The 21,398-nt window shown below is 62.6% G+C and carries 23 protein-coding genes and 1 tRNA gene; 14 read left to right on the forward strand and 10 right to left on the reverse strand.

What is annotated here, in order from left to right; genetic code table 11:
• Positions 1–54 precede the first annotated feature (54 nt).
• Positions 55–987 (reverse strand): LysR substrate-binding domain-containing protein, encoded by a 933-nt coding sequence (locus ASF77_RS18215; protein WP_056342532.1) that lies wholly within the window; start codon positions 985–987, stop codon positions 55–57.
• Between the two features lie 123 nt (positions 988–1,110).
• On the opposite strand from ASF77_RS18215, the gene ASF77_RS18220 reads away from it, so the two are divergent.
• Complete coding sequence (locus ASF77_RS18220) at positions 1,111–2,331, forward strand: HD-GYP domain-containing protein (protein ID WP_056342535.1); 1,221 nt, start codon at positions 1,111–1,113, stop codon at positions 2,329–2,331.
• A gap of 4 nt (positions 2,332–2,335) precedes the next feature.
• Here the strand turns inward: ASF77_RS18220 and ASF77_RS18225 are convergent, their stop codons facing one another.
• Positions 2,336–3,376, reverse strand: coding sequence for a GGDEF domain-containing protein (locus ASF77_RS18225; RefSeq protein WP_056342541.1), 1,041 nt, complete (start codon positions 3,374–3,376; stop codon positions 2,336–2,338).
• 351 nt (positions 3,377–3,727) lie between these two features.
• On the opposite strand from ASF77_RS18225, the gene ASF77_RS18230 reads away from it, so the two are divergent.
• The 12 genes from ASF77_RS18230 (at position 3,728) to ASF77_RS18285 (ending at position 14,862) form a co-directional block, all read left to right on the forward strand.
• Positions 3,728–3,916, forward strand: coding sequence for a Flp family type IVb pilin (locus tag ASF77_RS18230; RefSeq protein WP_056344084.1), 189 nt, complete (start codon positions 3,728–3,730; stop codon positions 3,914–3,916).
• A gap of 54 nt (positions 3,917–3,970) precedes the next feature.
• Entirely contained in the window at positions 3,971–4,501 is a 531-nt protein-coding gene (locus ASF77_RS18235) for a prepilin peptidase (RefSeq protein ID WP_056342544.1), read from the forward strand.
• A gap of 102 nt (positions 4,502–4,603) precedes the next feature.
• Positions 4,604–6,034, forward strand: coding sequence for an ATP-binding protein (locus ASF77_RS18240; RefSeq protein WP_056342547.1), 1,431 nt, complete (start codon positions 4,604–4,606; stop codon positions 6,032–6,034).
• The gene (gene cpaB, locus ASF77_RS18245) at positions 6,031–6,888 is read left to right on the forward strand and encodes a Flp pilus assembly protein CpaB (RefSeq protein ID WP_056342549.1); all 858 of its coding nucleotides are present in this window, start codon (positions 6,031–6,033) and stop codon (positions 6,886–6,888) included. Before ASF77_RS18240 ends, cpaB begins: the two co-directional genes overlap by 4 nt.
• Before the next feature lie 24 nt (positions 6,889–6,912).
• The gene (locus tag ASF77_RS18250) at positions 6,913–8,460 is read left to right on the forward strand and encodes a type II and III secretion system protein family protein (protein ID WP_082493884.1); all 1,548 of its coding nucleotides are present in this window, start codon (positions 6,913–6,915) and stop codon (positions 8,458–8,460) included.
• Between the two features lie 9 nt (positions 8,461–8,469).
• Positions 8,470–8,742: a hypothetical protein gene (locus ASF77_RS18255; RefSeq protein WP_056342552.1), complete on the forward strand. Its 273-nt coding sequence runs from the start codon at positions 8,470–8,472 to the stop codon at positions 8,740–8,742.
• 65 nt (positions 8,743–8,807) lie between these two features.
• Positions 8,808–9,983, forward strand: a complete 1,176-nt coding sequence (locus ASF77_RS18260; RefSeq protein WP_056342555.1) for an AAA family ATPase — start codon at positions 8,808–8,810, stop codon at positions 9,981–9,983.
• Positions 9,984–10,000: 17 nt separating this feature from the next.
• A complete protein-coding gene (locus ASF77_RS18265) occupies positions 10,001–11,347 on the forward strand; it encodes a CpaF family protein (protein ID WP_056342557.1) in 1,347 nt (448 codons plus the stop codon).
• A 33-nt stretch (positions 11,348–11,380) separates the two neighbouring features.
• Positions 11,381–12,358, forward strand: coding sequence for a type II secretion system F family protein (locus tag ASF77_RS18270; protein ID WP_056342560.1), 978 nt, complete (start codon positions 11,381–11,383; stop codon positions 12,356–12,358).
• Between the two features lie 9 nt (positions 12,359–12,367).
• Positions 12,368–13,306 (forward strand): type II secretion system F family protein, encoded by a 939-nt coding sequence (locus ASF77_RS18275; RefSeq protein ID WP_056342564.1) that lies wholly within the window; start codon positions 12,368–12,370, stop codon positions 13,304–13,306.
• A 16-nt stretch (positions 13,307–13,322) separates the two neighbouring features.
• Positions 13,323–14,453, forward strand: coding sequence for a tetratricopeptide repeat protein (locus tag ASF77_RS18280; RefSeq protein WP_056342567.1), 1,131 nt, complete (start codon positions 13,323–13,325; stop codon positions 14,451–14,453).
• A 97-nt stretch (positions 14,454–14,550) separates the two neighbouring features.
• The gene (locus tag ASF77_RS18285; protein WP_056342571.1) at positions 14,551–14,862 is read left to right on the forward strand and encodes a BON domain-containing protein; all 312 of its coding nucleotides are present in this window, start codon (positions 14,551–14,553) and stop codon (positions 14,860–14,862) included.
• 13 nt (positions 14,863–14,875) lie between these two features.
• Here ASF77_RS18285 and ASF77_RS18290 read toward each other — a convergent pair whose 3' ends face one another.
• The 8 genes from ASF77_RS18290 to petA all read right to left on the reverse strand — a co-directional run bounded on the left by ASF77_RS18290 (position 14,876) and on the right by petA (position 20,609).
• A complete protein-coding gene (locus tag ASF77_RS18290; RefSeq protein ID WP_056342574.1) occupies positions 14,876–15,643 on the reverse strand; it encodes a GIN domain-containing protein in 768 nt (255 codons plus the stop codon).
• Positions 15,644–15,782: 139 nt separating this feature from the next.
• Positions 15,783–15,989, reverse strand: a complete 207-nt coding sequence (locus ASF77_RS18295; protein ID WP_056342576.1) for a hypothetical protein — start codon at positions 15,987–15,989, stop codon at positions 15,783–15,785.
• A gap of 275 nt (positions 15,990–16,264) precedes the next feature.
• Positions 16,265–16,340 (reverse strand) — tRNA-Thr (locus tag ASF77_RS18300).
• A 27-nt stretch (positions 16,341–16,367) separates the two neighbouring features.
• Positions 16,368–16,853 carry a ClpXP protease specificity-enhancing factor gene (locus ASF77_RS18305; protein WP_056342580.1) on the reverse strand — a complete coding sequence of 162 codons (486 nt, stop codon included), beginning with the start codon at positions 16,851–16,853 and terminating at the stop codon, positions 16,368–16,370.
• Positions 16,854–17,078: 225 nt separating this feature from the next.
• The gene (locus ASF77_RS18310) at positions 17,079–17,690 is read right to left on the reverse strand and encodes a glutathione S-transferase N-terminal domain-containing protein (protein WP_056342583.1); all 612 of its coding nucleotides are present in this window, start codon (positions 17,688–17,690) and stop codon (positions 17,079–17,081) included.
• A gap of 98 nt (positions 17,691–17,788) precedes the next feature.
• Positions 17,789–18,550: a cytochrome c1 gene (locus ASF77_RS18315; RefSeq protein ID WP_056342587.1), complete on the reverse strand. Its 762-nt coding sequence runs from the start codon at positions 18,548–18,550 to the stop codon at positions 17,789–17,791.
• 27 nt (positions 18,551–18,577) lie between these two features.
• Positions 18,578–19,993 carry a cytochrome bc complex cytochrome b subunit gene (locus ASF77_RS18320; RefSeq protein WP_056342590.1) on the reverse strand — a complete coding sequence of 472 codons (1,416 nt, stop codon included), beginning with the start codon at positions 19,991–19,993 and terminating at the stop codon, positions 18,578–18,580.
• Position 19,994: 1 nt separating this feature from the next.
• The gene (gene petA / locus ASF77_RS18325; RefSeq protein WP_056342593.1) at positions 19,995–20,609 is read right to left on the reverse strand and encodes a ubiquinol-cytochrome c reductase iron-sulfur subunit; all 615 of its coding nucleotides are present in this window, start codon (positions 20,607–20,609) and stop codon (positions 19,995–19,997) included.
• 319 nt (positions 20,610–20,928) lie between these two features.
• Here petA and mscL point away from each other — a divergent pair, with 319 nt between their 5' ends.
• Positions 20,929–21,363: a large conductance mechanosensitive channel protein MscL gene (gene mscL, locus ASF77_RS18330; protein WP_056342596.1), complete on the forward strand. Its 435-nt coding sequence runs from the start codon at positions 20,929–20,931 to the stop codon at positions 21,361–21,363.
• Positions 21,364–21,398: the final 35 nt, after the last annotated feature.

Below are 21,398 nucleotides of genomic sequence, written 5' to 3' on the forward strand. Positions count from 1 at the left end.
GCTAACAGGGGAAATAGGGATTGCGGATGGGGGTATAAGAAAAAATGATGGCAGTTATTCACGCAAGCGTGCGCCGGGCCAGCCACCATTTGCACACAGCATTTCGGTGACTTGCCGTACCAAGCGGCTGATCGCCGTCGCCGCGTTCGTCAGTGGGATATTACGCGAGGCGCAGAGGGTGACGCTGCGGCGGATCGGCGGGTTGTCAACCGGAGTAGCGGCGAGTAACCCGCTTTCGATCTCGGCACGCAGCGGCGCCAGCGGCAGCAGGGTGGCGCCCATGTCGGCCAGCAGGGCCGATTTCAGGATCGCGATCGAATTGATTTCGATCAGGTTGGCCAGTGCCAGGCCCGCGTTCGCGGCCGCCTGCTCGATCAGCGGGCGCACGCCGTGCTGCTGGGCCGGCAGGATCAGGGTCGTGCCGAGCGCCCCGCCCAGCGCGATCGCCGCTTCCCGCGGTTTTAAAGCGGAATCGGCGCGGCAGATATACATCAGGTCTTCCTCGACCAGGGGTGTCGCTTCGAAGCCGCCGAGCTGGCCATCGTCGAACAAGACGGCGAGGTTCAGGCGTCCCGATTTCAATTGTTCGGTCAGGCTACCCGAGATCTCTTCGGTCAGTTGCAGGGTGATTTCCGGGTAGGTGGCGCGGGCGGCGGTCAGCAGGGGCAGGGCCAGCGCGCCGGAAATGCTGTGGGGCAGGCCGAGCGTGACGCTGCCGGAAGGACGCGTGGTCGACTGGGTGACGGCCGAGCGCGCATCGGCGACCTGTTTCAGGATGGCCTGGGCGTGCTCGTAAAAAATTTTGCCGGCATCGGTGCTGAGGACGCCGTGGGCGGAGCGGTGCAGCAGCTGGGCGCCGAGTTCTTCTTCCAGTTGCCGCAACTGCTGGGTCAGCGCCGGCTGGGCCACGTGCAGCACCAGCGCCGCGCGCGAGAGCGAGCCGTGGTCGACGATGGCAACAAAATAACGGAGTTGTCTTAATTCCATCAAGTACTATTTTGTGCCTGGTTGCAACACTTGAATGACGAAAAGTTTATGTACGGAAATGGAATTGCTATACTTCCCAGTCCGTCGTGGTGGCGGAGATTAACATATCGCTGGACTGTCGCAATGCTTAAGAAAATCGATTCCTCCCAGCTTCGCGTGGGCATGGCCATCCACGACCTCGACTGCGGCTGGATGGAACACCCGTTTGTGCGCGCCAGGTTCGTCCTCAGCAGCGAAGACGAAATCCGCAAGATCACCCGCGCCGGTATCCGCAATGTCGTCATCGATTGCGCCAAGGGGCTCGACGTGGCGGAGGCGCCGACCCTGGCCGAAGCCCAGGCCAAGACCGAAGCGGAAGTGACGGCGATCGCCAGTAAACTGGTGAAACCGGTGCGCGCCACGCTCGGCGACGAGATGCAGCGCGCGGTCGGCATCCGGCGCCAGGCCGTCAACCTGGTGCGCACGGTGATGCAGGACGCGCGCCTGGGCAAGGCGGTCGAGATGGAAAACGTCTCGCCGGTCGTGACGAACATCACCGAATCGATCCTGCGCAATTCCGGCGCCTTGCTCAGCCTGATGCGCATCAAGACCAAGGACGACTATACGTTCCTGCATTCGGTCAGCGTCTGCACCTTGCTGGTGGCCTTCTGCCGTTCGCGCGGCATGGACGACGAAACGATTTATCAGGCCGGCGTGGGCGGCCTGCTGCACGACACCGGCAAGGCGCTGGTGCCGGACACCATCCTGAACAAGCCGGGGCGCCTGACCGACGAAGAATTCGCGATCATCAAGAAGCACCCGCGCGACGGTTACGACCTCCTGCGCCAGACGCCGGAGATTGGCGCCATCCCGCTCGATATCACCTTGCACCACCACGAGCGGCGCGACGGCAGCGGTTATCCTGAAATGCAGAACGAGAGCGAGATCAGCGAGCTGGCGCAGATGGCGGCGATCGTCGACGTGTATGACGCCATCACCTCGGATCGCTGCTACCACAAGGGCATGTCGGCGGCCGATGCGCTGCGCAAGATCTACGAGTGGAGCAAGTTCCACTTCAATCCGGCGCTGACCCAGGAATTCATGCGCTGCGTCGGTATTTATCCGGTCGGCACGATGGTGATGCTGGAGTCGGGACGCCTGGGCGTGGTGGTCGAACCGCACGAAAGCAATCTGCTGACGCCGAAGGTGAATGTGTTCTTCAACACCAAGAGCCAGATGTACATCCGGCCGGAGCTGCTCGACCTGTCGCGCGCGCTCGGCTTTGGCGGCGGCGACAAGATCGTGCGTCACGAGTCGCCGGATAAATGGCGCGTCGATCCGAACAAATTCCTGTTGGTGGCCTAAGCGCTCAGAAAAACTCGGCGGTGTCGTTCGAGGTTACGGTCTGCAGCAAGCCGCGTTCGACCAGTTCGTTGTAATGACAAGCTTGATTGCGGCCATGGGTCTTGGCATAGTACAAAGCCTGGTCGGCATGGCCGAGCGTGACGACGGGCGAATCGTAGGGACTGATGCTGACGAAACCCACGCTCACCGTCACTTTCCCCACCTGGGGGAACTGGTAAGACTCGACGTTGCCGCGGAAGCGGTCGATGATGCGGCGCGCATGTTTCAGCGTCGTCGAGCGTAACAGCACCACGAATTCCTCGCCGCCGAAGCGGAACACCCGATCCTGGGCACGGAACGAGGCCTGCAATTGGTTCGCGATCAGGATCAGCACTTCATCCCCATACAAGTGGCCGAAGGTGTCGTTCACCATCTTGAAATGATCGACATCGACAACGGCCAGCCATCCCTTTTCCTCCCCCTGGCTGCAGCGCCGTTCTGGTTGGCCCGGCAGCGGCGGCTCCGGTTCGGCCGGGCTTTGCAGCATGCGCGCGAGCTGGTCTTCGAAGGTCTTGCGGTTGAGGAGGCCGGTCAGCGAATCGCGTTCGCTGTAGTCGAGTAAATTCTGGAAATTGCGGTAGACCCCGACGATGCCGGCAACCATGTGGATGGTCGCGGCCGGGAAGGGCGCGTCGCGCACGATTTCGAGGCAGGTATCGGCCTTGTCGCCGAACCAGATCGGCAGCCACAGGGTACGGGTACAGCCGGGGCCGCAGGCTTCGGCGCTGGCATCGTGGCGCGCCAGGCAGGCTGCCAGTTCCGGATAGGCGTCGAGCGGTTGGCCGGGCGTGCCGTTGTCATGCAGGTCTTCGACGCGGGCACTGCCGAGGGCACTGATCGTGGCGCGCACCCGCACATACTGGCGAGCGCCGACCGTGGAGATGGATAACACCCGCGTTTGCGCGGCAGCGGCCAGTTCCTGCACTGCCGCGACTACCGAGATGTCGAGCATCGCATGGTCGCGGTGGCCGGTCATGTCCACCATGTGTTTCAGAAGGGAATCCATGTCATTCTCAGAAATGTAATCAACCCGCCACTGCATCTCCTAGGCTGGCGTCAGATGCCAAATTTCCTAAGAGCAAGCGAAACAGGATAATCCTTTTTTGTTATCCGAGCAATATTTGCGCTCGATTTTTTGGCGATATCGGCGGCGCATCCAGACGAATGCGATCTGGCTCAATGTTTTCACGAGGTAATTAATTCCGTAGGGAAAACTTGCTAGTAGTCAACTTGCTGCAAGGCATCATCTCCTATAGTGAACTCACTGCAGCGGAAACGACAAAGCGAAGTTGGCAGCGTCAAGGGAAGTTCCAGCCGTTGCAGGGTTGTTCTTATAAACCACCATATGGAGTTTTACATGAAAACGATCTTTACCGCTGTGCAAGCTTTCATCGCTGACGAAGACGGCGTGACTGCCATCGAGTACGGCCTGATCGCTGCCCTGGTCGGTGTTGGTGTGGCTGTCGCTGCAAAAGCACTGGGCGAAGGGATCAGCGATACGTTCGACAACGTGGTGAGCCGCCTGTCCGCCGCTATCGGTAGTTAATTTGGCTTAACCCTCCGGATCGCAATCCGGAGGGTTTTTTCATGGAGCCCGATCATGCCGATTTCCACCTGGCTCGACTTGTTCTTGATTCTCCTTGTCGTCAGCGCGGCCGTGACCGATCTGGCAATCCGCAAAATTCCGAATCTCTTCCTGCTGCTTGCCTGGTGCGCTGCGCTTGGCCTGCGGCTGTGCGATACCGCGCCCGCCAGCGGCCTTGGCCATGCCCTCGGAGGTGCGTTCATCGGCTTCGCGCTGTTCCTGCCCCTGTACGCGGTACGTGGCATGGCAGCGGGCGACGTCAAATTGATGGCCACGGTCGGCCTGTTTCTCGGCCCCGCTACGACAGCGACAGCCTGCATCCTGACCTGGTGCGTCGGCGGCGCGATGGCGCTGGTGATGATCCTGTTTACACGACGCTGGTCGGACGCCTATGCCAACCTGCGCGGCCTGTTGCGGCCCATGCTGTTGCGTGTCGAAACGCCAGCCCCGGCTGCGATGACCCGACCTAGCGTCGGTTCAATGCCTTACGGATTCGCAATCGCGCTGACCACCTTATGGCTGTTGGCACAACGTCATCTTTCGTGACCGTAACCGCTTGCTGCGCCTCAATGGCCAGCAAGACCCGGTCGCTAGAATGAATTCAATGTCCCGAGGGAATGTGCCCTCGTGAACGCAAGGAGAGTTGCCATGAGTGAAACGCTGTCTTTCGCAGCGTCTGCGGCGGTTTTCGGTACATCACCAGCTGCGCCCGCAATGCCGCCGGGCGAGCTGGAGATCGCGGCGATCTTGCCGCGTCAACCGCGCACCCTCAGCGATACCGGACTCGACTTGCGGCTGGTGTCGGCTCTCGTGCTCAAAACCTTGCATGTGACCGGCCGCGCGCCGTTGCCGCTCTTGTCCGGGAAGCTGCGCCTGTCCGTCAGCGTGCTGCGCGAAGTGCTGACTGCGATGACGGTCGACCAGCATGTCGAAGTGGCCTGGTCGGGCGATTCCGACATCGACGTGCAATACCAATTGACCGCCATCGGCCAACGCGTCGTGCTCGACTGCCTGGCGAAGTGCGCCTATGTCGGGCCGGCGCCGGTCACGCTGGACGCATATCGCGCGATGGTCGAGCGCCAGTCGCTGCGCCGGCCGGTGCTGCGCCATCCGGGCCGGCAGGGTGGCTGCCCGTCTTCGTCCCTTTGTGGATCGACTCCGGCCGCCCTGGCCGCCATGCTGGCCGACGACGGCCTCGATCCGGCCCAGCGCGAGCTGCTCGGCGCGGCCTTGCATGCACAACGTCCGCTGCTGCTGCACGGCCCGACCGGTTCCGGCAAGACGACGCTGGCGCGCAAGCTGGCGCGTCTGCTGCCAGGCGCGGTGGCAGTGCCGCACGCGATCCTGATCGGCGACCGCATCGTCCCCTTTCACGATCCACTGCGTCATCCGGCGCCGCTGCCGCTCGGACGCCATGAGGAACGGCGCAGCTGCGATGCGCGCTGGGCCATCTGTCAGCGCCCGCTGGTGCACGTGGGCGCAGAGCTCGACGCAGCCATGCTGCGGCTGCACGCTGACCCGGTTAGCGGCATGCATCACGTACCTCTGCAGCTGCAGGCCAACAACGGCATCCTCGTCCTCGACGATATCAGTGGCCGCGTGCCAGTGGGCGAGCTGCTCCCGGCCCTGCTGGGCATGCTCGATGGTGCGCCGGCCCGCCTGGGCGCGGGAGGGCACGGAGAGACCATGCCATTCGACGCGATGCTGGTGCTCGTCACTAACCAGGCACCGGCCAGCGTGTTCGATCCCGCGCTCCTGCGCCGCATCGCTTATCGCATCGGTTTCGGGGCACTGGCCGAGCTGGCCTACCGCGCATTGATGCGCCGTGCCAGTCGCCTCAACGGCATCGACTGCGACGAGACCGTGATCGACCACCTGGTCACGTGTCTGCACCGCGCCAGCGGCACGCCGCTGCTGGCCTGCTATCCGCACGAGCTGCTCGGCCGTGTGCTCGATTTTGCCGGGTTCGCCGGCACCGAACCCCGCCTGACGATCGCTGCCCTGGAGCAGGCGTGGAACAGCATCTGCACCAACGGCAGCGCCCCGGCCCCGTGCCTCGTCGCAGGAATCGAACCATGAAAAACAAGCGCGCCCTTGTCGTGATGGCCATCGCCATCTTGTTCGGCCTGACCGCCGTGATCCTTGCTTCACGCTGGCTGTTGCTGCAACCGACCACCAGTGCCGGACATATCGTGGTCGCGGCGAGCGATATCAATCTCGGGCAGCGCCTGACGCCGGAGATGGTCAAGCTCGCCGAATGGCCTGCCGACAGCATGCCCAAGGGTGCCTTCAGCGATCCGGCGAAACTGGCTGGCCGGGTGCTTAAAAGCAGTGTCCTGGCCGGCGAACCCGTGAGCGAAGCGAAGCTGGCACCGGCCGGCACGCTCGGCGGCCTGTCAGCCCTGATCACCGAAGGCAAACGCGCGATCACGGTGCGCGTTAACGATGTCATCGGCGTGGCCGGTTTCACGCTGCCGGGGAACTATGTCGACATTATCGTCAGCACCGAAAAGGATCCTGCGCCAGACAGCAACGCACGTGAACAGAGCATTTCGAAGATCGTACTCGAACGCATCCTCGTGCTGGCGGTCGCACAGGAAGTCAACCGCGACGAGACCAAACCACGTGTGGTGAATGCCGTCACGCTCGAGGTCACGCCGGAACAGGCGGAAAAGCTCGATCTGGCACGCAGTGTCGGCACGCTGTCGCTGGCGCTGCGCAACCAGGTCGATCCGCAATCGGCTCAGACCGAGGGAGCGACCAAGCTGACCCTGCTGCCGGTGGCGGCACCGAGTGTCAAGCCGCAGGCACCGAAACCAGTCGTGGCGCGCCGCCCGGAAAAACCCACGGTGCACCGGGTTGCTACGCCACCCGTGCGGCGCAATTGCGTCACCGTCATCAACGGCCTGCATTCCTCGCAAGAGTGCCTCTGACCCCTTTACCGTTCAGGTGAAATCATGAACACCAGTTCAAAACCGTCCGCCTACTCCGTCCATCCGCGCGTCGGCCTGGCTTGCCTGTTGCGCCAGTGCGCGCTGGGCGGCGCCGCCCTCGCCCTGGCCGGCGCCGCGCACGCGGCACGCCTGAATCCCCAGGCCGATGCGGCGCCTGCCGCCGGCGAACGTAATCTTGCCGGACCGCGCTGCAGCGGCGAAGCGGCGCGCCCTGCGCAGGTCGCGCTGCAGATGGGTAAATCGACGCTGATGCGCTTGCCAGAAGCCGTCCAGAACCGTAGCGTCGGCAACCCGGAAGTCGTGCAAGCGATGCTGGTGTCGCCCGACACGATGTATATCGCCGGGGTCGACGTCGGTACCACCAATATGATCATCCAGGGCCGCAGCGGCTTGTGCAGCGTGCTCGATATCACGGTCTCGATGGATCCGAGCGCGCTCCAGGCAACGCTCGCTGCGGTCATGCCCGAAGAAAAGGATATACGGGTACTGGCCGCCGCCGACTCGCTGGTGCTGAGCGGTACCGTCTCCGATGCGTCGGCAGTCGCTCGTGCCGCCGAGCTGGCTACCGCCTACGTGCGCCGTCCGCTCCGTCCGCTCGGTGCCGTACCGAAGGAGCTGGCGCCCAACGCGGCTGATTCCGCAGCCAGCCCTGCCGGCAATGCCAGCCTACGGGTGGTGAATATGCTCGCAGTGGCCGCGCCACAGCAGGTACAACTCGAAGTCAAAGTCGCCGAAGTGTCGAAAAGCCTCCTCGAAAAGCTCGAAACCAGCGTTAGCTGGAGCTTTTTTGGTACCAGCAGTTGGGCAACCGCACTGGCCACGAACTTCCTGAGTGGCAGCTTGAGAGCCGGATTGGCCTCGGGGCGCCAGAACGGTAACGGTTATGGCGTCGCTGCCCAGACCCAGGATAGTTTGGTGCGCGTATTGGCCGAGCCGAACGTCATGGCCATCAGCGGCCAGGAAGGCAGCTTCCTGGCTGGCGGCAAGTTTTATATTCCGGTCGCGCAGGAGAACAACCGTGTCACGCTGGAAGAAAAGGAGTTCGGCGTCGGCCTGCGCTTTACACCGACCGTGCTCGCCGGCGGACGAATCAACCTGCGCGTCGCACCCGAAGTATCGGAGCTGTCGCGCGAGGGAATCGGCATCAATGCCTTCGGCAATTCCGGCGGCGCGATCCTCCCGGTCGTCACTACGCGCCGCGCCAGCACCACGGTGCAGTTATACGATGGCCAGAGCTTCGTCATCGGAGGCCTCATCAAGAGCAATCTGGTGACCGGTCTGAAAGGACTCCCGGGACTAGGCGAAGTGCCGGTGCTTGGTGCGCTGTTTCGCAGCACCGACTTCCAGCAGGATCGCAGCGAACTGGTTTTCGTGATCACGGCGCGCTTGGTCAAGCCGCTGACGGCAACCGGATACACATTGCCGACCGATGGCGTGGATGCCCCATCGCGTGCCGCCCTGATGCTCGGTGGCCGCCTTGAAAGTACGGCAAAACCGCCGCCGCCCAGCGCGCGCACGGGCCAGAGCGTCGACGGATTCGAACTCAAATAGGAGGCGGCAATGACAACTAGGACAATCGCAGGAATCGCGGCCCTGCTGCTGCTACAAGGCTGTTCGACGGCGCCGCGCTTCGATAAGAACTTCGGCGAGTCGGTACGTGCCAACCTTGCTGCGCAAACGATCGATCCACGCGCAGCAGCCAATACCAACCCTGCCACTGGCATCGACGGGGCGGCGGCGCGCGCGGCGCATGAGCGCTACCAGCGTTCCTTCACTCAGCCCGACAACGCAGCCAATGCACCGCTGCTCAAGACGCTGGGCAGCGGTCGGTAAACCGGCCGGCGCCTGATCGCAATTGTTCCTTCATTTTCCACTCCAGCGCCTCTACGAGGATCGTCATGAAAGCCCTTTTGATCAGCCGCGACAGCCTGCTGTTTGCCGAGCTCGCCTCCCAGGGCGCGGCACGGGTGCCGCCGCTGAACGTGGCCAACAGCCGTGTATCGATGCGCGAAGCGCTCGATCGGCCATTGGGCGAGGCACCGGGCGTGGTGATTGTCGATGCGGGCGAAGGTGCACTTGACGACGCCGACCTTCTCGAACGGATGGCGCGCCAATATCCGGAAGCGCAGTTCATGCTGCTCATCGGCGAGCATCAGCCGGAATTCCTGATTCGCGCGATGCGTGCCGGCATACGCGAAGTGCTGCAGCTGCCACTGGTGCATCGTGCCTTCCACGAGGCGATGGATCGCATCGCTACCGCTGCCGGCGTCGCCCAACTGCGCGAGGGCAAAGTGCTTGCCTTTATCGCCTGCAAGGGCGGTAGTGGTGCAACCTTCATCTCGACCAACTTCGGCTATGCGCTGGCTACGTTGGCTGAAAAAAAAGTACTGCTGATCGACCTGCACGGCCAGTTTGGCGACGCCGCCTTGTATGTCTCCGACCAAAAACCGGCCATGACGCTGTCCGATGTATGCGAGCAGATCGCGCGCATCGACGGCCCTTTTCTCGACTCCTGCCTGGTGCACGTCACGCGCGGCTTCGGCGTCCTGGCCGCGGCCGACGACCCGTCGCAAACGAAGGAAGCCAAGCCGGAACACATCGACGCCATCCTGCGCGTGGCACGTCAGCATTATGACTACATCGTGCTCGATGTCGGGCGCCAGATCGACGCCGTCTCCCTGCGCGCGCTCGACAGCACCGATACGATTTATCCGGTTCTGCAGCTGGCGCTGCCCGACATTCGCGACGCACGCCGCCTGCTCGACATCTTCCGCTCGCTCGGCTATCCGCTCGATACGATCCGCCTGATCGTCAACCGCTACGAGAAAGGCGGCCGCCTGCGCCTGCCCGACCTGCATGCGGCGCTCGGTTGCGAGGTCGTGCATACCGTGCCGAACGATTACGTCGCTGTCACCGATTCGGTCAACCAGGGCGTCCCGGTGCTCGAACTGGCGCGCGCCAGCGCGGCGGCGCGCAGTCTGGCCGATCTGGTCGAGCTGGTCACCGCGCGGCGTGCTCCCGAAACCCGTGGCTTGCTCGACCGCCTGTTCGGGCGCGGCGAAGCCGACTATTGATTTGCAAGGAGAATCCCATGTCGCTGCGTGAACGCCTCTCCCTGTCGGATGATGACCGCAAGGCCGGCGTGCTCCCGGCCGATGCCGGCAACGCGGCCTATCAGGAACTGAAAAAGATGATGCACCAGATGATCCTCGACCGGATCGACCTGGAACGCCTCAAGCGCCTCACCGCCGAGCAGTTCAAGCATGAACTGGCATTACTCATCCAGCGCATCATCGAGGAAGAGCGCATCGTCCTCAACCAGCATGAGCGCCACAATCTCGTACTCGACATCCAGCACGAAATGCTTGGCTTCGGGCCGCTCGAGCCCCTGCTCAACGACCCGACAGTCTCGGATATCCTCGTCAACACAGCCAGCCGCGTGTACGTCGAGCGCCGCGGGAAGCTGGAGATGACCGACATCAGCTTCCACGACAATGCCCACCTGATGAAGATCATCGAGAAGATCGTCTCGCGGGTGGGCCGGCGTGTCGACGAATCGAGCCCGATGGTCGACGCCCGTCTGCCCGACGGCTCGCGTGTAAACGCGATCATTCCACCTCTTGCCATCGACGGCCCGATTTTGTCGATCCGGCGTTTCAGCGCCACGCCGCTGACGGTGCAGAATTTGCTCGAGTACAAAAGCATGACGCCGCCGATGATCCGGGTGCTGCAAGGTCTCGGTATCGCCAAGATCAACATCCTGATCTCGGGCGGCACCGGCAGCGGCAAGACGACGCTGCTCAATCTGCTGTCGGGCTTTATTCCCGCGAACGAGCGCATCGTCACCATCGAGGACGCGGCCGAACTGCAACTGCGCCAGCCGCACGTGGTGCGACTGGAGACCCGGCCGGCCAACATCGAAGGCAAGGGTGAAGTCACGCAGCGTGCGCTGGTAAAGAATGCACTGCGTATGCGGCCGGATCGCATCATTCTCGGCGAAGTGCGCGGCCCGGAAGCGCTCGACATGCTGCAGGCGATGAATACCGGCCACGAAGGCTCACTCGCGACGATCCACTCAAACACGCCGCGCGACGCGTTGTCGCGCCTGGAGAACATGGTCGGCATGGCCGGCGTGAGCCTAACCCCGCGTGCGATCCGCCAGCAGATCTGCTCGGCGGTGACGGTCGTGGTGCAGGCCTCGCGCCTGATCGACGGCGGCCGCAAACTGGTCAGCATCCAGGAAATCACCGGCATGGAAGGGGACATCATCTCGATGCAGGAGATCTTCCATTTCGAGCAAACCGGCGTCGACCGCGACGGCAAGGTGCTCGGCCATTTTTCCGCCACCGGCGTGCGTCCCCGCTTTGCCGACCGCCTAAAGATGTACGGCGTCGAAATCCCCGACGACACCTTCGACCCCGACCGCATCTTCCAATGAACTCGCAGGCCGTGCCTGCAGTGGAGCCGCACCATGGATCTGCTTTTCTACAGCTTCACCGTCTTCCTGTTCGCCGCTGTGATCCTGCTGATCGAGGGCGTCTATCTGTGGTGGTCGAGCACCCACGGCAAGGCGGCGCAACGGATCGCACGCCGCTTGCAGGTCATGTCTGGAGGACTGGGGCGCTCGGGCGAGCGTATCTCGATTCTCAAGCAGCGCCGCTTCAGCGCGCACGACGGCTTCGATCGCTTGCTGCACAAGATCACGCCGCTGCAGCGCCTCGATGCCTTGCTGGTGCAGGCTGGCAGCGCGCTGACGGTCGAACGCTTCCTAGGCTACTCGCTGGCCGCCTTCCTGCTGATCCTTGTCGTAAGCATGCGCTGGCCGCTGCCATTCGCGTTGCGCCTCATCTTGGCGCTGCCGGCGCTTGCCATTCCTTATATCCTGGTGCGGCGCGCGCGCCGGCGGCGTTTGCATCGCATCGAACATCAGCTGCCCGACGCCGCCGACTTCATCGCACGCGCCCTGCGTGCCGGCCACTCGTTCACCAATGTGCTGCAAATCGTCGGCAACGAACTGCCGGAACCGCTGAGCAGCGAGTTTCGCCTGGCGCGCGAGGAAATCAACTACGGCGTTCCGATGGGCGAAGCGCTGCACAACATGGCGGCGCGCATTCCGCTTACCGATTTGCGTTACCTGATCATCGCCGTCCTGATTCAGCGCGAGTCGGGCGGCAACCTGGCTGAAATCCTCGGCAATATCAGCACCATCATCCGCAGCCGTTTGAAACTCGTGGCGCAGGTGCGCGTGCTGTCGGCCGAGGGGCGCATGTCGGCCTGGATTCTGGGTGTGCTGCCGTTTGCCGTGATGCTGGTGCTTACTCTGCTCAATCCAAGCTACGTAAGTCTGCTGTGGATCGACCCGAGCGGTGTGCGCCTGCTGTGGTACGCGGCCGGCATGATCCTGTTCGGCGTCATCTGGCTGCGCAAGGTCATCCGGATTCGCATTTAAGGAGGCGCAATGAATGCCGCACAATTATCGTTCCTGCTGATCGTTTTCGGCATCGTTTGCGCCCTGGCCTGGCTGGCGATGGTGCTGTTCGCACCGGTGGCGCTGCGTACCCGCTTGCGCCGCTTCATCGGCAAGTCCGATGCGACCCAGCTCGAGGCCGACGGCTGGGTCGAGCGGGTCGCCAAGGTGACCCAGCCGCTGACCAAGCTGTCGATTCCGGAAGAGGGCTGGGAAAAATCGGCGCTGCGCACCCGCTTCATGAATGCAGGCTGGCGCAACCCGTTTGCGCCGACCCTGTTCTTCGCAGCGAAGACGGCGCTGGCATTGCTTGGCCCGGCCGTGATCGGCGTGCTGGTGGCAAGCGCCGTGATCGTACTGTCGGGCGTCCACCTCCTGTTCCTGCTGCTGCTGACGGCCACCGTCGGCTACTACATGCCGAACGTGAGCCTGAATCACATTGCGCGGCGGCGTCAGCGCGAGATCTTCGAGACCTTGCCCGATGCGCTGGATCTGCTCACCGTCTGCGTCGAGGCGGGCCTGAGCCTGGAGCGGGCGTTCGTCAAAGTGGCAGGCGAAATCCATATCAAAAGCGTGACGCTGGCGCAGGAACTGCAGCTGGTACTCATGGAAATGCGCGCGGGGTTCAGCAAGGAGCGGGCCTTGCGCAATTTCGCCTTGCGCAGCGGCGTCAGCGATGTCGATACCCTGGTCGCCATGCTGATCCAGTCAGAGCGCTTCGGCACCAGCGTCGGCGACTCGCTGCGCGTGTATTCGGAGAACCTGCGCTACAAGCGGCGCATGCTGGCCGAGGAGTGCGCCGCCAAGATCGGCCTGAAGCTGCTGTTCCCACTCATCTTCTGCATCTTCCCGACCTTGCTGATGGTCTTGCTGGGGCCGGCCGGAATCCAGCTCGGCCGCACACTTGGCGCTGTCAACGGCGCACCCTGAACCGAGGAGAGTTCCCATGCAACCCCGTCGCATCCTCAAGAAAATCTCGGTACTGTGTGCCGGTGCGCTGTTAATCGCCTGTGCCGACATCGCGCGCCAGCCGGCCCCTTTGCCCGCCGCCGCAGCCGGTGTCGATGTCGATCGCACCTATGACCAGGGACGCCAGCATCACCTGGCCGGACGCTATGGCGACGCCGTTGCGGCCTACCAGGCAGTGCTTGCAACTGCGCCGAAGCATGTCCGCGCACGCAACGCGCTGGCCGCGGCCTTCGCACGGCAGGGCGATTTTGCCCGCGCGATTCCCATCTGGCGTGCGCTCACCGAGGAGCTGAAACCGGGCGTCGGGCCCGATGGCGCCTATCTGTTCGCCAACCTCGGCTATGCCTATCTGCTGGGCGGCGACCTGCAAGCTGCCGTGACGGCGCTGGAAAAAGCCTGCGTGCTCGACCCGCTCGATCACCGGGCCTGGAACAACCTCGGCGAAAGCCTGCGCCGTCTTGGCCAGGGCGAGCGTGCCGCGCTCATGTTCCGCCAGGCCGAGGCGCTGCGCGACCACGATTTCCGGGGCGATTACGCAGCCGCCGGCGGTACCGCGGTGGCGGCAATCAAGGCCGCCGTCGCCAGTCCGGTACGGCCCGACAACGGCTGGGCAGCGACCGAAGTGCGCACGGCGGCCGACGGTACGCTCGAACTGCTGCGTGCGCCGGCGCACAGTGCTCTCGCGGCTCGCGCACCGCAGCCGGCACCGGCCCCATTGGCGCCGCGCCCACGGCTCGACCTCGTGCTGCTCGAGATCCGCAATGGAAATGGGGTCACTGGCATGGCGCGCTCGCTGTCGCACCGGGTGGTGGGCAACGGCCTGCAGGTAACCCGGCTGAGCAACGAGAAAGGTTTTCAGGTACGACGTACCCGCATCGAGCACCATCCGGATTTCCGCGCCGCCGCCGAACGGTTGGCCCAGCGCCTTGGCGATCGCCAGACCGGACGTTTCGATTCTGTCCAGATCGTCCAGGTCGACCATTGCAAGCCGACCGACATGCGTCTGATCCTCGGTCAGGACTTGGCGCGCGGGCAATTGGTACTCCGTCCTGCTTTGCCTGAAAACCAGGTCATGGCAAGCACGGCTTTAGCTGCCAAGGCACCTTGACCCGGACGTCAGCCCGGCACCTTTGTTACGTATCAAACGCTGGCCGTGCGCCCACCCGAAAATGGAAAGATATTCTTCATTTCACGGGAGCGTTGCCATGAACATTGCACAGCGTTTCACCTCGATGCTCGCCGCCTTCATGCTGTTCCTGCTGGTTGGCTGTGCGCCGACCAGCACGCGCGAAGGTACCGGTGAATACATCGACGACACCGTCATCACCAGCAAGATCAAGGCGGCCTTTGCCGCCGATCCCACCGTCAAGGCCACTGAGGTCAAGGTTGAAACCTTCAAGGGCACGGTGCAGCTGAGCGGCTTCGTCGAATCGCGCGAGAGCGCCCAGAAGGCAGTGCAAATCGCGCGTCAGGTCAAGGGCGTCAAGGAAGTGCGCAACAACACTGTCCTGAAATAGCCGCACGCTTCGCTTAGCGCCAGCTGACCTTGCCCATGCCGCCCGTCGTTGCGTTGCGCTGCGCCGGCTTGCCGTAGACCGTCGCCGATCCCATGCCGCTGAGGTTCAGGCTTGCCGCCGAGCTCGCGTAGACGGTTGCGCCGCCGAGACCGGTCATATCGAGATTCACGGTTTCGGCACGCAGCTTTTCAGCGTCAAGATTGCCGACACCGGCCAGGGTCGCGCGCAGGGCACGGGTTTGGCCCGTGACGGCGAGCTGGCCGGCGCCGCGCAGCGCCAGATCCATGCGTTCTGCCTTGCCGGCATCGATGGTCAGGCTGCCGACGCCGCCAAGCCGGGCGTCGACATTGCGGTAATTGCCGTTCAGCGTGACGGCTCCGGCGCCATCGAGTGCCAGGACGATTTTCTCGCCCTTGAAGCCGCTAACGGTGCTGGCGCCGACACCCTCCGACACGAACTCGGCAAGATTCGGCACGACCAGTTCGGCGCGCAGCTTCGGGTTGTGGCCGAGCGTGTAATTGTTGCGGCGTTCGGTGCCGATCTCGAGCGTCGTTCCCTGCTGCTCCGTCGTTACGCGCGCGACGTCGGCGCGTTCGCCCGAGATCACGAGCGACGGCGTGGCGCCCTGGCGCACGACCAGATCCACCACACCATCGAGCTTGACGCGCGTAACGCGCGCATCGACCGTGCGCGCTTCCCGCACGACATCGGCCGCAAGGGCAGTGCCCGCGCTCAGGGCGAGCGTTGAAATCATCAGGGTGGTGCCGAGCAGTTTGTTCATGATTGTCTCCGTCATCGAGTGGATGACGCGACTATAGAGACGGAACATGGTCGCGGCGCGTCTCTTGCGACGGGCTGCACAATCAGCGGAATAAAAGGTCGAAACGCAGGTGAAGCAGATCGCCTGCACACTCGTACAGTCAACGGCGCAGGGCGCGCCTGATCAGCAAACCCGCGCCCGCCAGCGACAGCACCACTACCGCCAGCGCCGCCCACCCTTCGTAGGCGTGGATCAGGTGCGCCGTATGATCCTCATGCACCTGGGCGGGCGTCGCCATGAGGGTGGAGGCAAGAATTGCGAGCAGGATCGCCATGAGCGGGGCCAGGCGGCGCGGTAACGGAGTCATGATGGTTCCTTATTCAGTCGGACGCGACGGTGGCGCGTATTGATTCGGCGATGTCAGCGGGCGACGATCCGATTATTGAATAAGGCTCAGCAAGAAGCATGCCGCACACTGCGCCCTGCTGGAAACCTGCATGGCGCCCCACGATGGTGAACCCAGGCGGGGAAAAGCGCGTTCATGGGGAGAGGGCATAAAGAAATTGGAGCAAAACGCGCCCCAAAACAAAAAGCCCAACCGGTGAAGGTTGGGCTTTCTGATAAACACCTGCTTGGCGATTCTGGTGCCGGCTGCCGGTTTCGAACTGGCCACCTGATGATTACAAATCAACTGCTCTACCAAATGAGCTAAGCCGGCGTAATCTGTACGGCAGGAATTATAACGCTATTTGATTCGAGTCAGCGTCGGGCGGCCGCCTTTTTTCGGGGGCTCGTCGTCCCCGTCGGGCGAATGCGACATCTCCGCCGCTGGCGCTTCGCTGGCACGGTCAGGAACGGCCGACAGGGTCGGTGCGCCGCTCGCCGTCTCTTCGGCCGTGGCCGCCATTTCGGCTGCCGTGGTGCTGACGTCGAAGGCCATGCCCTGGCCATTTTCATTGGCGTAAATGGCCAGTACGTTTTGCACTGGCACGTAGATCTCGCGCGAGACGCCGGCAAAACGGGCGCGGAAGTGGATCGCGTCGTTGTCCATCTTGAGACCGGACGTGGCGCCGTAGCTGATGTTCAGGATGATCTCGCCCTTTTTGACGTATTCCATCGGCACCGTCGTGGCCGAGTCAACCTTGACTGCGAGATAGGGCGTGAAACCGCTGTCGGTGCACCATTCATAAAGGGCGCGCAGCAGATAGGGCTTGGTGGAGATGTCAGACATGTGCAGATGAGATAAACAATGATCCGTCAATGGGTTGGCGAACGGATGCGCCATTGCCGCCACATGCGGTGCGTCCGCGCGAGCGCCGGCAAACGCGTGTGGAACGTACAAATGCAAGATGCCAGCTTACTGCGGAACGTCAAACGACGGCGCAAGACTGGCACCAGGAAGAAGCGCGCCGATGGTACCGCCGTGCTGCGGACGGCACCCTCGGCGAGACGCGCTTTAGCGGCGCATCACCTTTTCCGACGGCGTCAGCGCCTCGATATAGGCAGGGCGCGAGAAGATGCGCTCGGCGTACTTCATCAGCGGCGCGGCGGTCTTCGACAGTTCGATGCCGTAGTGATCCAGACGCCACAGCAGCGGCGCGATCGCTACGTCGAGCATCGAGAATTCGTCGCCCAGCATGTATTTGTTCTTCAGGAACAGCGGCGCCAGCGTCGTCAGGCGGTCGCGGATTTCAGCGCGGGCCTTGTCGTGGGCCTTTTCGTTCGTCTTGTTGCGGTCGCTTTCGAGGACGTGCACGTGGACGAACAGTTCCTTCTCGAAGTTGAACAGCATCAGGCGGGCACGGGCACGCATCAGCGGATCGGCCGGCATCAGTTGCGGATGCGGGAAGCGCTCGTCGATGTACTCGTTGATGATGTTCGATTCGTACAAGATCAGTTCGCGCTCGACCAGGATGGGCACCTGGCCGTACGGATTCATCGTCGAAATGTCTTCCGGCTTGTTGAACAGGTCGACATCGCGCACTTCGAAGTCCATGCCTTTTTCGAACAGGACGAGGCGGCAGCGTTGCGAGAACGGGCACGTGGTGCCGGAGTAGAGAACCATCATGGTTGGTCGTTCCTTAAGAAACAAAGGGGTGAAGCGCCGAGCGACTCACCCCGAATAATAATTGCCCGTATTATAGCCAAGCGGGCAATGAAAACGAATTACTTCAGATTTTTCCAGTAGGATTCGTTCAACCGCCAGGCCAGGAAAGCAAATACTGACAGGAAAATCAGCACGATAGCACCGAGTTTCTTGCGCGTGCCTTGCGCTGGCTCAGCCATCCAGCTGAGGTAGGCAACCAGGTCGGCTGTCGCGGTGTCGAAGTCAGTAGCGGACATCGTTCCCGGCGCGACCTGCTCCCAGCCAGCGAAGGTGTGAATCTTCTTGCTGGCGTCGTGTGGATCGACCGCTTCGACCATTTTAGGCGTACGCACGCCCTGCAGCTGCCACATCGCGTGCGGCATGGCCACGTTCGGCACCACCATATTGTTCCAGCCGGTCGGGCGAGTATCGTCCTTGTAGAAGGTGCGCAGATAGGTGTACAGGTAGTCGGCGCCGCTGCCCGCTGGCGACGATTTGGCACGCGCAATCACCGACAAATCCGGCGGCACCGCGCCGAACCAGGCCTTGGCGTCTTCCGGGCGCATGGCCGTCTTCATCAGCTCGCCCACTTTGTCGGCGGAGAACAACAAATTGGTCTTGATCTGCTCTTCGGACAGGCCGAGGTCGCGCAGACGGTTGTAGCGCATCGACGCGGCCGAGTGGCAGTTCAGGCAATAGTTGACGAACAGCTTGGCGCCGTTTTGCAGCGACGCCATGTCGCTGCGTTCCGGTGCGCGGTCGAGCGCGAAGCCGCCTTCGCTCGCGAATACCAGTCCCGGCACCAGCGCCAGGACTGCAATCAGTTTCTTGGTGAAGTTCATGGTTGTCCTTAAGCTTGAGTCCGTCGATCAATGCGGATGGAAGGTCACGCGCGTCGGCACCGGCTTGAACCGGCCGGCGGCGCTCCACCACGGCATCAGGAGGAAGAAGCTGAAGTACAACAGCGTGCACACCTGGGAAATCAGGGTATAGGCCGGCGTCGGCAGCTGGGTACCGAGATAGCCGAGCGCGACGAACGACAGGCCGAACAGCCAGTACACCCACTTGTGCCAGTCCGGACGGTAGCGGATCGAACGCACCGGCGAGTGATCCAGCCACGGCAGTGCGCCGATGATCACGACCGACGAACCGAACAGCACCACGCCCCAGAATTTCGCTTCCAGCACCTGCGGCAGCATGCCGATGATCAGGAGCAGGGCGATGACCGCGATCGCGACCTTGGCCTTGAAGGACAGGCGCGACTTCATCCAGATGAAGACCACGTATAGGGCGATGGCCGCCATCAGCACGTACATGAAGTCGGCCGTGGTCGCACGCAGCACCGAATAGAAGGGCGTGAAATACCAGGTCGGCGCGATGTGCGGCGGCGTCTTCATCGAATCGGCCGGAATGAAGTTGTTGTACTCGAGGAAGTAGCCGCCCATTTCCGGGGCGAAGAACACGACCGCCGAGAAAATCAGCAGGAACATCGACACGCCGAACAAGTCCTTGGTCGTGTAGTACGGGTGCGACGGAATCGCGTCGAGCGGGTGACCGTCCGGGCCGATGTGTTCCTTGACTTCGATGCCGTCCGGGTTGTTCGAGCCGACTTCGTGCAGCGCGATCAGGTGCGCCGCGACCAGGCCCAGCAGCACCAGCGGCAGGGCGATGACGTGGAAGGCGAAGAAGCGGTTCAGGGTGGCGTCCGAGACGACGTAGTCGCCGCGGATCCAGAGGGACAGATCCGGGCCGATGACGGGAATCGCACCGAACAGATTGACGATCACCTGGGCGCCCCAGTACGACATCTGACCCCAAGGCAGCAGGTAGCCGAAGAAGGCTTCGGCCATCAGGCAAAGGAAGATCGCGAAACCGAAGATCCAGATCAATTCGCGCGGCTTGCGGTAGGAACCGTAGAGCAGGCCACGGGTCATATGCAGGTAGACGACGATGAAGAAGGCCGACGCGCCGGTCGAGTGCATGTAGCGCACCAGCCAGCCCCACGGCACTTCACGCATGATGTATTCAACCGAACCAAAGGCGAGATTCGCATCCGGTTTGTAGTGCATCGTCAGGAAGATGCCGGTCACGATTTGCAGCACCAGGATCAGCATCGCCAGCGAGCCGAACAGGTACCAGATATTGAAGTTTTTCGGGGCGTAGTACTTGCCCCATTGGTCGTTCCACAGCTTCGACAGCGGGAAGCGATCGTCGACCCAGGCCAAGGCCTTGTGGCCGGCCGGCGCGTTGGCCGGCAATTTGGTTTCCTTGAATGCGGCGCCCATGTTATGCCTCGCCTTTCTCGTCTTTGCCGATCACGATCTTGTTGTCGGACAGGTACATGTAAGGCGGGATGTCCATGTTCGTCGGGGCCGGTTTGTTCTTGAACACGCGGCCGGCCAGGTCGAAGGTGGAGCCATGGCAGGGACAGAGGAAGCCGCCGTGCCAGTCGTCGGGCAGGTTCGGCTGCGGCCCTTCGCTCAGGCGCGAGGAGGGCGAGCAGCCCAAGTGCGAGCAGATGCCGACGGTGACCAGCACCTCTTTATGCTCGGGACGGGCGCGGAATTCGTTCTTCGCGTAGGCCGGCATGTCGAGCTGGAAGATTTTTTCGGAGTTCGGATCGGCAACGAGTGCGTCGTTCTTCGGCAGGCTGGCGAGCATTTCCGGCGTGCGGCGCAAAATCCACACCGGCTTGCCGCGCCACTCGACCACCTTCATTTCTCCCGGCTTGACGTCCGAGATATCCACTTCGACCGGAGCGCCGGCAGCTTTGGCCCGCTCGGACGGTTGGAAGGTACTAACCAGCGCACCTGCCGTGGCAACACCGACGACGCCGCCCGCCGCACATGTCGCGACGAGCAAGCCGCGCCGGCCTGAATCGACCTGCTTTTCATTACTCATACCAACCCCACTCCGTGAAATTACGAATCTTGAGAATCAATTAAGAGCTTGCAGCAACACAAAATTATATGTGAATGGCAATCTTTATTGGAGAAAAAATATTGGGTGTGCGGCGGCGCTGGAATGAACGTCCCGCAAGGCCCGCATGCGCAGGCGGTTTGGCCTGGCGCACGGAGCAAACCGAAGGTAGCGGCCGGGGGAGCGCGGCGTCATCCCGGCCGATTGCACGAGGCTGGTACGGCAGGGCGAGCGCGCGCGGATGCAGGGCGCATGCGGTATCATCGTTTTAGATGAATCGATAACCCAAAAGGAGAGCGCGATGTCGATGATGAATGAATTCAGGCAATTCGCAATGCGTGGCAACGTCGTCGATCTTGCCGTCGGGGTGATCATTGGCGGCGCATTCGGGCGCATCGTCGATTCCCTGGTTCAGGATGTCATCATGCCGCCGATCGGTAAATTGTTTGGCGGCCTGGATTTCGCAAATTACTATATACCCCTGAATAACCAGGGAACCAGCCTGGCATTGGCGGAGGCGAAAAAAGCCGGCGCGGTGATCGCGTACGGCAATTTCCTGACGATCCTGCTGAACTTCATTATTCTCGCGTTCATCATCTTCCAGATGGTGCGCCTGATGAACCGCATGCGCGAACGCATCGTCCCTACCGAGGCCGCCGCGGCGCCGGCCACGCCGGAAGACGTGCTCCTGCTGCGCGAAATCCGCGACTCCCTGCGCCGACCACCGGAACAGTGAAAGACGACATCCAGCTCCTTCGCCCGGCCACGCCG

This window comes from Massilia sp. Leaf139, from assembly GCF_001424165.1.
Lineage (GTDB): Bacteria > Pseudomonadota > Gammaproteobacteria > Burkholderiales > Burkholderiaceae_D > Telluria.